The 13,270-nt window shown below is 28.3% G+C and carries 13 protein-coding genes; 12 read left to right on the plus strand and 1 reads right to left on the minus strand.

Annotation, left to right across the window (positions count from 1 at the left end):
* Window positions 1-13 precede the first annotated feature (13 nt).
* Window positions 14-574, minus strand: coding sequence for a cupin domain-containing protein (locus JW646_RS15590; RefSeq protein WP_148556404.1), 561 nt, complete (start codon window positions 572-574; stop codon window positions 14-16).
* Between the two features lie 333 nt (window positions 575-907).
* Between JW646_RS15590 and JW646_RS15595 the strand changes: the two genes are divergently transcribed.
* From JW646_RS15595 to JW646_RS15650, 12 genes are all read left to right on the plus strand, one after another.
* Window positions 908-1,075 (plus strand): hypothetical protein, encoded by a 168-nt coding sequence (locus tag JW646_RS15595; RefSeq protein WP_187359189.1) that lies wholly within the window; start codon window positions 908-910, stop codon window positions 1,073-1,075.
* Window positions 1,076-1,250: 175 nt separating this feature from the next.
* Window positions 1,251-2,645: a hemolysin family protein gene (locus JW646_RS15600; protein ID WP_331478027.1), complete on the plus strand. Its 1,395-nt coding sequence runs from the start codon at window positions 1,251-1,253 to the stop codon at window positions 2,643-2,645.
* Window positions 2,646-2,847: 202 nt separating this feature from the next.
* Window positions 2,848-4,176 (plus strand): hemolysin family protein, encoded by a 1,329-nt coding sequence (locus tag JW646_RS15605; protein ID WP_228415601.1) that lies wholly within the window; start codon window positions 2,848-2,850, stop codon window positions 4,174-4,176.
* A gap of 233 nt (window positions 4,177-4,409) precedes the next feature.
* Window positions 4,410-4,775 (plus strand): phage holin family protein, encoded by a 366-nt coding sequence (locus JW646_RS15610; RefSeq protein WP_228415602.1) that lies wholly within the window; start codon window positions 4,410-4,412, stop codon window positions 4,773-4,775.
* A gap of 392 nt (window positions 4,776-5,167) precedes the next feature.
* Window positions 5,168-6,796 (plus strand): amidase family protein, encoded by a 1,629-nt coding sequence (locus tag JW646_RS15615; protein WP_228415603.1) that lies wholly within the window; start codon window positions 5,168-5,170, stop codon window positions 6,794-6,796.
* Window positions 6,797-7,095: 299 nt separating this feature from the next.
* Window positions 7,096-8,166 (plus strand): uroporphyrinogen decarboxylase family protein, encoded by a 1,071-nt coding sequence (locus tag JW646_RS15620; RefSeq protein WP_074915727.1) that lies wholly within the window; start codon window positions 7,096-7,098, stop codon window positions 8,164-8,166.
* Between the two features lie 277 nt (window positions 8,167-8,443).
* Entirely contained in the window at window positions 8,444-9,787 is a 1,344-nt protein-coding gene (locus JW646_RS15625) for a Na+/H+ antiporter NhaC family protein (RefSeq protein WP_228415604.1), read from the plus strand.
* Window positions 9,788-9,987: 200 nt separating this feature from the next.
* Window positions 9,988-10,875: an AraC family transcriptional regulator gene (locus JW646_RS15630; RefSeq protein WP_228415605.1), complete on the plus strand. Its 888-nt coding sequence runs from the start codon at window positions 9,988-9,990 to the stop codon at window positions 10,873-10,875.
* A gap of 316 nt (window positions 10,876-11,191) precedes the next feature.
* The gene (locus JW646_RS15635) at window positions 11,192-11,719 is read left to right on the plus strand and encodes a putative immunity protein (protein WP_228415606.1); all 528 of its coding nucleotides are present in this window, start codon (window positions 11,192-11,194) and stop codon (window positions 11,717-11,719) included.
* 166 nt (window positions 11,720-11,885) lie between these two features.
* Entirely contained in the window at window positions 11,886-12,101 is a 216-nt protein-coding gene (locus JW646_RS15640) for a hypothetical protein (protein WP_074915733.1), read from the plus strand.
* A gap of 276 nt (window positions 12,102-12,377) precedes the next feature.
* Window positions 12,378-12,833 carry a helix-turn-helix domain-containing protein gene (locus JW646_RS15645; protein WP_228415607.1) on the plus strand — a complete coding sequence of 152 codons (456 nt, stop codon included), beginning with the start codon at window positions 12,378-12,380 and terminating at the stop codon, window positions 12,831-12,833.
* A 264-nt stretch (window positions 12,834-13,097) separates the two neighbouring features.
* A complete protein-coding gene (locus tag JW646_RS15650; RefSeq protein WP_175487619.1) occupies window positions 13,098-13,268 on the plus strand; it encodes a hypothetical protein in 171 nt (56 codons plus the stop codon).
* The last annotated feature ends 2 nt before the right edge of the window (window positions 13,269-13,270 follow it).

Genomic DNA, 13,270 nt, shown 5'->3' on the forward strand with positions numbered 1-13,270 from the left:
TCTAAAAATCACTTTATTCATCAGCTTCTGAATCTGCCTTAGTTGGATGTACTGTGTTTTTTGGATGCTCAGGTGGAGCATAGATAGCGTATAGTTTAATTGGTCTACTTCCTATGTTTATAACATTGTGCCATTTGCCAGCAGGTATAATAATAGCATAGTTAGCAGATATTTTTTTCTCGAAATTAAGATTATATTGCGTATCTCCAATTTTAACAAGTGCTTCACCATCTTCAATTCTTATAAATTGATCTCCTACTGTATGAACTTCAAGACCTATATCATCACCAACATCAATACTCATTAAAGTAACTTGCAAGTTTTCCCCTGTCCACAAAACTGTACGGAAAGTATTGTTTTGTTTGGTTGCATCTTGAATATTAATTACTAAAGGATTTGGACCATAATCCTTTAATATAATATCCGATCTTTTATATACTGGTTCAGTGTATTCAAAAGTATATGGATACATATTGTACATTTGTTGGTTACACCAAAAAGGGTATGAGTACATATTGTACATTTGTGGTGGCATAATACAAGGATATGGATATGGGTTAGGAACATTAGGCATATTTATTTATCACTCCTTTTTATGAACTTTATAAAATTATATGATTAACTATTAAATAAATTACTTAGAATTCACAAATAGGATTAGCTATTAAGTATTAACTTCATGACTTGCTTAAAACAATCAAAACTAAAAATGAAAATTATTACTAAATAAGAACTACATAAAATAAAACCGAGCTTAATAAAAGATCCGTTTTGACTTGAGTGATAAATTCATAAGCCAATCTTGACTACAACGAATATTACCTGCAGTAGTATTTTAGATTCACGATTCATATGTGATTAATCTGGAAAAACTTTAGACCAAGCAAATAAAGCAGCTTGTTTTAAAATGCTAAAACTTTTACAGTCTAAATTGTCAATGGATGTGTACGAAGCTATAATGCTTTTATCAATTACTGGGAATATGGAAATATGTCAAGTTGTAAATCCCCTTGTAACAGCTCGTATGACAATGCCTATATGGATATTTGAAAAGTATGAAATAAATTCTCTTTAAGCAATAACTTGAAATTTATTATGATTACAATATTGGAGGGTTATTTATACTAAAAAATATTCTTGCATAAACTATAAGCTTATGAATGAATTAAAATAGTCATATAATGGCAAATGATTTTATTAATGTAGGAATCAAAAATTAATGTGAAAAAATTCATACTGTTAAATACTCAATGAAAAGATATATTTCATATAAAACTTGTCAAAGTAAAGGATGGGTATATTATTTTAAAAATGTATTTATACTAACATTAGAGGTGAATAATATAGATATGATTATTTTTATAAATGTACTTATAGTATTTTTTCTTGTATTTTTAAATGGATTTTTCGTTGCCACAGAGTTTGCTATGGTAAAAGTGAGGAAATCTAGGATAGAAACACTGATACTTCAAGGAAATAAACGTGCTAAGAATACTTTGATTATAGTTAAAGACTTAAACTCATATTTATCAGCTTGTCAGCTTGGAATAACATTAGCATCTTTAGGACTGGGGTGGGTAGGAGAGCCTGCAATCTTACGTTTGTTAATGCCAATATTTAATCTATTACATTTGCCACCAAGTTTGACACATTCAATTTCATTTGTTATTGCCTTTTCAATTATAACTGGTTTTCATATTGTACTTGGGGAATTGGTTCCAAAATCCCTGGCAATTATAAGTTCAGAAAAAGTAGCTTTAAGTACAGCTCTTCCACTTATACTTTTTTATAAAGTAACTTATCCTGTAATGTGGCTATTTAACCATAGTACAAATTGGATACTAAAGGTATTTGGACTTTCTCAAGTTGATGAACATGAATCTGTTCACACTGACGAGGAAATAAAACTATTAGTTGAAGAAAGTTATAATCACGGATTAGTAGATAAAACTGAATTAAATCTTTTATCAAATATATTTGATTTTACTGATAAAACTGTAAAAGAAATAATGGTACCACGTACTGATATTAGAAATATTTTTATAGAAGATTCATTTGACAATATTATATCTTATACATTTAATGAACAGCTTACTAGATATCCTGTATGTAAAGGAAACAAAGACAATGTTATTGGATTTATACATATTAAAGATTTATATAAGCAAAAGATTGAAGGCAAAGATCAAAACATAAAAAACATTATTCGTGAGATAAAGTTTGTGCCAGAATCTATGTCAATAAGTGAACTTCTCAAAATATTTAAAAAAGATAAAGGACAAGTTGCCTTAATTATTGATGAATATGGAGGAACTTCTGGTTTAGTAACAATTGAAGATATTTTAGAGGAAATTGTTGGTGAAATTCAAGATGAATTTGATGAGGAAGAAGACGCAATTATTAAAACTGAAGACAACAGTTACATTGTGGATGGAAAAGTACTTATTGAAGACATAAGCCAACTTTTACATATAGATATTGAAGAGAAAAATATCGATACTATGGGAGGTTGGGCTTATACTCAACTAGAGTCATATCCACAAGTAGATGATAAATTTACTTATGAAGACTATGAGTTTATTATATTAAAATGTGATAGAAATAGAATAAACAAATTATTGATAAAGAATTTATCTAATAAATAATAAAAAGCCCTTTTAGTAATTAAAAAGAACTAAAGGGGCTTTAACTGTTTTACAATTTTTTAATTTAGTTAAAATATTTTAATTCATATAATATTGATAAAAGTTACTTGATAGATTATAATTTACATTAAATAAAAATATACCTAATGGTATTTAATGAATCTTTATTTTAAATTTTAATTATTATTTTAAGGAGGAAGAAATGGATAATTTAGATTCAGACCCCGGGGCCTTTATGCCTCAAATAATTTTAATAGCATTACTTACTGCTATTAACGCATTTTTCGCATCGGCTGAAATGGCCATAGTCTCTGTGAACAAGTCAAAAATAAAACAGTTAAGTGCAGATGGAAACAAGAAAGCCCAATTACTTGAAAAGTTAATAGAAGACCCAAGTAACTTCTTATCAACTATTCAAATAGGAATAACTTTAGCTGGATTTTTCTCAAGTGCATCTGCTGCTACAGGAGTATCTACACATCTTTCAATGGTATTAGCTCCATTAAATATACCTTACTCTAAGGAAATATGTATGCTTGGAGTTACGTTAATACTTTCATATTTTACATTAGTATTTGGAGAATTAGTACCTAAAAGAATTGCTCTGAAAAAATCAGAAAAGATATCTTTATTTTCAGTAAAGCCAATTTACATCATATCAAAGTTTACAAAACCATTTATAAATCTTTTATCATTTTCAACTAGTACAATTTTAAAAATGACAGGAAATAATGATAAAGATATTGAAGAGAGTGTATCTGAAGAAGAAATTAGATCTATGGTATCACAATCTCAAGAAGATGGATGCATTGAAAATGAAGAAAAACAAATGATATATAGCATATTTGAATTTAATGATAAAACTGCCAAGGAAATTATGACACCTAGACATGATGTATTTGCCATAGATATTGATGATGATATTGAAGAAATATTAGATGGTGTAATTACTTCAGGATATTCTAGAATACCTGTATACGAAGGCAATAAGGATAATATAATAGGTATACTATATGAAAAAGACTTATTAGCAAAAGCTAAAAAGATTGGATTTGAAAATATAGAATTAAAAACAATGCTTCATGAGCCATACTTTGTTTCAAAATCAATTAGAACAAATGAGTTGTTTAAACTTCTAAAGGAGAAAAAAGTACATCTGGCATTATTAATTGATGAATACGGTGGAATAGAAGGATTAGTAACTATAGAAGATTTAATTGAAGAAATTATGGGAGATATTGAGGATGAACACGATAAAACCCAATCTACCATAACACAAATTGATGATAGTAATTTTATTGTAAAAGGATATTTGACAATAAATGACTTTAACAATAAATTTGATATAGATATAGAACAAGGTGATTATGATACCTTAAATGGATACATACTTACACTTTTAGGTGATTTTCCAAAAGAAGGTAGACAAATCCAATTAGATAATGTTGATTTTTTAATTGAGAATGTAAATAAAAGAAGAATAGAAGATATAAGAGTAAGTATAAAAAATAGATGTGAAAAAGTATCATAATAATTTTTTGTATACTTAAAATATTAACAAAAATGAGTAAAACCTTGTAAAATAGGTCTTTGCTCATTTTTTATATTATAAAAAACTCTAACACTAATTATACAAAAACTTATGGTTTTTAAGTTTTACTAATATTATAAGGATATTATGTGATTAGAATGGTTAACTTATAATAATAACTTATAAATTTTGAGAGAAATGCAAAACATTATTTTATTAAAGGAGTGTATTCTATGGAATCTAATAACAATGAAAGAGGAAATGATGGTAGTTTAATAAGATGGATAGGTAGATTTATATTAGTTGCGGTTATTCTAATGATAACATCATATTTAACTCCAGGATTTACAATTAGAGGAATTTGGTCATTCTTAATTGCTGCTGTTGTAATATCACTATTAGACTATTTTGTAGAATTGTTTATGGGAGTTGATGCATCTCCTTTTGGAAAAGGAATAAAAGGATTTATAATAGCAGCAATAATAATATACGTTGCACAAATTTTTGTTCCTAATATGGAAGTATCCCTTTTAGGAGCAGTATTGGCAGCCGTTGTTATTGGAATTTTAGATGCAATAATTCCTGCTAGATCTATGTAATAAAGTAGGAGGATTTTTAAATAAAAAAAGAATTGTATTATTAGAAATGTAGATAAATGAAAATATTATAGATATCAGTTAAGTATGTATTAATGTGAAAATTGATACATACTTTTCATTTTTTGTAGATAATTTAATAACCTCATGGAATAATATTAATATAATAAATTTGAATTTTATAATGAGAAATTTAGTAAAAGAAAATATATAGCTATAGAGGTTTATAATTATGTAGAAAGAAATTAAAAAATTAATAATTCTTAGTTTTAATCAGTGAATATAATAATTCAATTGGAAAATAATAAGATAAAATTAAATAATTCATTGCAATGTAAATTAGAGTGATAATTTGATTTTTATAAACTAAAAAATTAAACATGAGGTGAAAAATTGTGAAGAAATTTTTAATATATACTGCAGGTATATTGGGATTAATTGTAGTAGTTGTAGCGCTAAATTTTGAAAAAATCATGACAAAATATGTTAGCTATGTAATGGAAAAAAATATTGAAACACAAATAACATATCAATATGATGATGAAAAAATAACAAAATTAAAAAATGAAATTAATATGGAACCATTTAGAAATGAACTTGAAAAAATGGATAATGCTAAATTTGAAAAAATTGAAAAATTAGTAGCAAATGCAAATATAAAAGATATACAGGAAATGTATGATACAAAAAAATTAACTTGTGAAGAACTAGTTACATATTACTTAAAAAGAATTGAAAAATATGATATTAATAAACTTAACTCAATAATAGAATTAAACCCTGATGCAATAAAAATAGCAAGAGAAAAAGATTCAGGAGATAAAACAGGTAAATTATATGGAATGCCAATAACTTTAAAGGGAAATATAGGTACGGCAGATAAAATGCATACTACTGCAGGAGCATATGCTTTAAAGGATTCTATTTTAGATAAAGACTCTTTTGTTGCACAAAAGCTTAGAGAAGAAGGAGCTATTATACTAGGAAAAACCAATCTTAGTGAATGGGCAAACTATATGTCTGATAATTCGTCTAATGGATACTCCGCATTAGGGGGCCAAACACATAATGCTTATGGTAAGTACGACGTGGGAGGATCCAGTTCTGGGTCTGCATCTTCTGTTGCAAGTGGATTTTCAGTAGCCTCAATAGGCACAGAAACTGCTGGATCTATGGTATATCCTTCTAGTCAAAACTCCGTTGTTGGAATCAAACCTTCTATAGGTGTAGTAAGTAGAGATAGAATAATTCCAATAGTTGAGGCGCAAGATACAGCAGGTATAGTAGCAAGAAATGTTGAGGATTCCGCTTTAATACTGGAAAGTATATCTGGATATGATAAAAATGACATAGAAACTAAAGAAGGGGAAAAATACAAGGAAAACTATTCTAAAAATATAGAAGAAAACTCTATAAATGGCGTAAAAGTAGCTGTAATTAAACCTTCATCACCTAGAAAAGAAGAAAATGAGATTTTAGATAGGGTAGTAAAAGAACTAGAAAATATGGGAGCAGTAGTAACAAAAACTGCATTTTCCAAGGAAGTTACTGATATTGATATGAGCAAAGCTTTAGAAGTTGGTTTTAAATATGATATTAACAAGTATCTTAAAATAGCAAAAGTTCAGGGAATTAACAACTTAAATGATATAGTTGAATTTAATAAAAAGGATTTAGATAATAGAGCTCCTTATGGTCAAGAGTTATTAGAAAAATCATTAGAGGACAAGACTACTATTGAAGAGTATGAAAAATTAATTAATAACAATAGAGAAAAAGCAGGCAAAGAAATAGACGATGTATTAAAAAATGCAGATGTAATATTATCCCTAAGTAATCAGATATCTCAGGTATATGCACCTGCAGGATATCCCGCACTTACTGTTCCTGCAGGGTACAAAAGTACTGGAGAACCAATAGGAGTTACATTCGTAGGATCTAAATTCCAAGAAGGTAAATTAATAAAAATAGCAAATGTATATGAAGATAATACTAAACATAGAAAAGAACCAAACCTAAAATAAAAACTAATAATTAAGATTAAAAATATACCAACTGGTTCTATGGAGGAAAAATAAGAAATTAAATATTAATTTAATCAATATATGACAAAGATTTATAAAAATTATCAATTTTTATAAATCTTTTTTATATGGTAATCTATAAACGAACAATAGTATAAAATCATTTTGGAAAATAAAGAAAGAGATGGCTGAAGCAGTTGTAGATTAGCTTGAAGCATAAGCAGGATACAAAAGATTATTTTTAATGTTCGAAGTTTCCAAGCAATTGATAATATATGGGATTTTAGGAGGAGTATATAATGCATAAAGATGATCAAATGACACCAAGGGAAAGATCAGCAGCGTTTTTCGCAGGAAAAGAAATAGATAGAATACCGACAATGCCTTTTGTTACATCAATATCAGGTAAGGTAGTAGGAATGACATTTAGAGAAAAAACTAGTTGTGCAAGAAATCATGCAAATGCACAAATTGCATGTTACAAAAGATTTGGAAATGATGGTATTTCTATAGAATATGGACTACATGGAGTTGGAACGGCAATAGGAAGTAAAACAAATAATCCAGAAGATAGTGTACCAGCTATAATAGATCACTTTTTAAAAAATCTTAATGATTTAAGTGGTTTAGATTTATCAAAAGTTGAAAGAAAGAATGACCCATGGCTTCAACTAAATTATGATGCTTATAATATAGCACTAGATGAGTGTGGAGATGAAGTAGAACCATCATTTAGTATGGTTGGTCCAATAACAGCAGCAGGAAGTCTTTATCCTGTGGAAAAATTATTAAGATCAATTAGAAAAGAACCAGAAAAAGTACATGAGTTATTAAGATTTAGTACAGATGCATTAAAAATAGTAATGCAGGATTTTTTAAAGGCCGGATCAGATATATCTTTATGTGATCCAATTGCTTCAGGCACACTTATAGATAAGAAAACTTATAGAGAATTTGTACTTCCATACACAAAAGAATTAATAGATTATGTTCATAAATATGGAAGAACTGTTGCATATCATGTTTGTGGAGATACTTCTCACATGACACTAGACTTAGTTGAAACTGGATGTGACATGCTAAGTATAGATAATAAAGTTAGTTTATTAGAGACAAAAAAATTAGTAGGACATATGCTGCCTATTGTAGGGAACGTGGATCCAGTGGAAGCAATTATGCTTGGAACTAAGGAAGATGTATATGAGTCCGTAAAAAATTGTATCAAAGATGGTTATGATAGCCCTAAAAAATACTTATTAAGTACAGGATGTGGTATACCTATTAACTCACCAGTTGAAAATATAGATGCCATGATGAGTGCTGCCAGAAAGTATGGTAAATGGCCAATAAATCCTAATAATTTTGAGTAAACTATAGAAATTAATTTCAGGATTTTTATAGTTAATTATATTAAATATATTTATACAACAAAATAAGGCTATCTCACTAAAATAGTGAGATAGCCTATATAATTTTTACAAAAAACAACAATAAATCAAAGAAAATAAAAATATAACTATAAAAAAAATCGATATGTAAGGACGAAATATTGAAAGTTGTCGCATTTTGTTGTTGAAGCCTTATTTCTATGATACATTTATCAGGTAAAAAAAGTAAAAATTAGAAAATATTTTAGGAGAGAGTAAAATGGAAAACAGTAAGAAATCAAAAGGAAGTTTTTTAGGATTAGTGCCATTATGCGTATTTTTAGTTTTATATTTTGCAATTGGGATAGGAACAGGAAGTTTTGAAAACATGCCTTTAATGATAGGTATTGCAATTGCAATTGGTGTAGGTTTAGTATTAAATAAAAAAGGTGAAGCAAAGTTGTCTTTTGAAGAAAAAGTTACAATGCTTTGTAAGGGAGCAGGAGATGATACGTTAATACTTATGGTAGTAATATTTTTATTAGCAGGAGCATTTTATGGAATAGTTGGAGCAATGCATGCTAGTGATTCTATTACAAACTTTTGCTTAAGTATATTACCATCTAATATGGTATTACCTGGTTTGTTCCTTATAGGATGTATATTAAGTTTCTCTATGGGAACTTCTATGGGAACAGTATCAGCATTAATGCCAATTGCTATATCTCTAGCTAATGCTACAGGGTTTAATATGGCTTTAGTATGTGGAGTTGTTGTAGGGGGAGCTATGTTTGGTGATAACTTATCATTCATATCAGATACTACAATTGCAGCCACTCGTACTCAAGATATACCAATGAGAGACAAATTTAAGGCAAACATGTTAATGGTTTTACCAGCAGTTATTATTACTTTAATTTTATTAGCTTTACAAACAACAGGTGGTTCATTTGCTGGAGTAAAAGGAGAGTACAACCTTATAAATATGCTTCCTTATGTAATAGTTATAGCATTATCACTATTAGGAGCAAACGTTATAACAGTTATGAGTGTAGGTGTGCTTGTAGGAGTAATAATAGGTGTTATGCATGGAGATTTTACTTTAATAGGATCTTTAGCTATTATTCATGAAGGTATGACTTGGATGGAAGATATGTCTTTAATAGCTATATTAGTTGGTGGTTTAGTTGTATTGATGGACTATCTTGGCGGTATAGATTGGTTACTTTATAATCTAACTAAAAAGACTAAGACTGCTCGTGGTGCAGAGTTATCAATAGCAGCATTAGTAAGTTTAATAGATATATCAACAACAAATAACACTATATCAATAATAACAGCAGGACCTATTGCTAGAGATATAGCTGATGAATATAATATTCCAAGAGCTAGAACGGCAAGTATTCTTGACTTATTCTCATCAGCTTTCCAAGGGCTACTACCATATGGAAGTCAATTACTAACAGCAGGTGCTTTGGCAAGTATATCACCAGCTTCAATTTTACCTTATTGCTGGTATTCTATGTTAATGGTAGTGTTTGGAGTAGTGTCTATATTAATAGGTTGGCCTAAAATGTCATCGAAGAAAAATTTAAAGGTAGAAAACAATAAACTTAGAGCATAAAAATCATAGTATTTGACGTGTTCTTTGTTACACAAGGTCTTTTGTAAATAGAGAAAAGAAATGATTAAAAACCGTATCACGAATAAGTGATACGGTTTTTTATATAAATATTAAAAAATAAACTTAGCAATATAGGAACAATATAACTTTAATATAGTTGATATAATTTAAGTATCACGTGATGAAAGTAGGTATACAAATTGAATTATAGTAATGTGATATCACAATGTATTGAATTTATTGAAGAAAATATAAAAAGCGATTTAACACCAGAATTAATAGCAAATAAATGTGGATATTCAACTTTTCATTTTTGTAGAATATTTAATATTCACCAAGGAATAACTTTAATGGAATATGTGAAAAAAAGAAGAATATCCTTGGCAGCTGCAAAGCTATTTGAAGGAAATAGAATTATAGATATAGCCATTGAGTATGGATATGATACGCATAATGGATTTTCAAAAGCATTTAAAAAAGAATATGGATTTACTCCTACACAATATATAAAACGAATGGATGGCTATTTCTCGAAAGAATCAATATATAAAATTGGAGGTTATATTATGGATCCTATTATTGTAAAAAGACCTGCATTTAAAGTTGCAGGATATGGTATAAAGACGAATATTTCCAATGGAAATTATACTAAAGATGTTGCTTCATTTTGGAGTAATTATAACGGAGAAAATTTGGAAAGTAAAATGTATAAAATCTTAGAACCACCAAAGCATGGTGAGGTAGGGTTGTGTATACCATCAAAAAATGGATATGGAGAAACTATCTACCTTTTAGGGGTTATAGTTGATGACTTTCAACGCGCAACAGATGATATGATGACAATAGATATACCTGAAGCAACATATGCAGTATTTACAACTCCGCCAGTAGACACATCAAATGATACAAAGCAAAAGGAATTTGCTAAAATAATTAAGGAAACTTGGAAATATATTTTTAAAGAATGGTTCAAAGAGACTAAATATATATTTGATGAGAGTAAGATGGATTTTGAATTTTATGATGAGAGATGTCATGGAAGAAAAGATACAGTTATGGAGATATATATTCCAATAATAGAAAAGTAAAAAATAATGGATTATTAGTATGTTTATGATGAGGATACTTATCATATAATATAACTAAATTTTAAATGAAAACTAATTAAGATTGAAAATATCACCTAACATATTATAATATGTTAGGTGATATTTATATAAGCAATAATGATATAAGATAACCAATACCAAAAGTTGTAAAGTCAAATAGAGCATGGATAATCCATGGAACAATAATTTTAGGTTTGAATTTAAAATATGATATGATTGATGTATAATAATTTAAAAAATAAAGTTAACTATAATGAAAATGCTAAATTAAAAATATATTAAAAGAGGAGTTATCATGGCTAAAATAAGAAAAATGCTCGGAAAAGCAGACTCACCATATATTGTTTCTATTATGGGACTAATAGAAACACAAAGCAAAAATACAATTGTAAAATGGTGTAATGAATATGCAAGAGAATACATTCTACCTATTTACGAAAAGGATTATCCAGAGGATTTACGTTTAAAAAATGCACTAGATACAGTTAATGAGTATCTAGAAGGAAATATAAAATTAGCACAAGCAAAGAAGATTATTAGGGAAGTGCAAATAGCAGCAAGAGAAGCAGAAGGAAATCCAGCCTCACAAGCTGCAGCTAGGGCAATTGGAGCAACAACTGCAACAATCAACACTTTAACAAGTTCTTTAGGACTTGTATTTTATGGAAGTGCATCCATAGCATATTCAACAGTTGGTGTTGAAGAAACACCTGATGTTTATGAAGCAATAGCAGCAAGAGAGTGCAAAAACATGGAAGATGACTTGCTAAGGGTCGCCATAGAGGATGAACCTAATCCGGCAAAAATAAAATGGAGTTGCTAAAAGTGATTTTGTAGAATGAACAGAAATTATTTTTTATTAACTGTGACAATGCATAAAGTTCATTTTATATATTTATAAATAAATGAAATTTTTTCTATGCCTGACAATATAATATATAAAGAGTATATTTTTTAAAGATATATTCATAAAAAGTGAGGCGAAAAAAATGAAATATTGCAAAAGTTTAATCATCACCTTAGTTATTAGTTTTCTAATGATAATAGGAACAAATACTGTAATAGTAGATGCAGCAGAGTCTAAACCTGGTAGCAATAACTTTATTTTTTATTTCCTTTTATTAATTATATCCTCAATGGTTTTAGGAAGCATAGTTAGTTTAGTACAACGAAAAATAAGTAAAATTAAGTCTAAGACAAAGTAAAATATAAAAAACATTACCATAATAAGTTGGTGATCTCATGAATTTGCCAACTAAAAGGCCATATCCACTAAGATATGGCCTTTTATTATTTGGTTTGTTTTTATATTTAGAATAATAATGAAGGTAAAAATAAAGGTGAACTCTTTAGAGTAAGGTATTATAACCGTATACTAAATAAGGGAGGGAGCTGTTTAATATTATATTACACTATAGGTATTTGTAGAGAAAAAAATAATTGCACAAAAGTGGTTAATATATAAATATAATTTATGTGAGGTGATTAAGCTGAATTTTGGAAATAACTTAAAAAAACTAAGGGCAGATAATAATCTATCACAAAAACAACTTGCAGAAAAATTAAATTTACCATGTCAAGCTATATCAAAATGGGAATTAGGAAAAGAACATCCAGATATGGAATACCTTGTAATGTTAAGGGATATATTTCATGTAACAATAGATGATCTAGTAATTAATGACAATATTGTAGGGTGTAAAGATTCTAAGAAGAGAAATGTAGCATTAAAAGACATTTATATAAAACCTAATTATGAAAAAAATGGGAAATTAGTTGAAAGAAGTGACAATATACGAATTTATTTAATGACAGTTGGATCAATAATTGGGATGGTAGTAGGCATTGTAACGAATAACCCCATATGGGCTGTTGTTGGCACTTTAGTTGGAATAGGGATAGGCAATATATTAGAATTAGTTATAAAAAAAGGATAAAATTTTTATTTTGAAGCTTAAGGTATGTATGGACTTGAAAGTCCCCACATACCTTTTTTGCATGTCAGGAAATGATAGCTTAAAGTGGTATCAAAGTAATTCCTCCACATTTGGCTTGGTTGAAGCAAAATTTTATGTTGAAGATTAGTTGAATAATAAAATAAGATTATATGAAAAAAATGTAGCAAATTACATTAATATGTCATAAGTTATATTAATGACTAGAATATTCTAGTTATTAATATGTGATTGAGGAGTGATATAATGGATTCTTTAAAAAATCAATCAGAAAGAGGCCATGAATATTATAAGAAAAAAGGAAAAAGAAGAACAAGTGCCTCTGCTAGTGGATCTAGTGTATCAGGAAGTGGATCCAGCGCATCACAAAGTGCTTCAAGTGCAAGTTCATCATATAGCAGACCATATAGTGAATAATT

The organism is Terrisporobacter hibernicus (genome assembly GCF_020809405.1).
GTDB lineage: Bacteria > Bacillota > Clostridia > Peptostreptococcales > Peptostreptococcaceae > Terrisporobacter > Terrisporobacter petrolearius.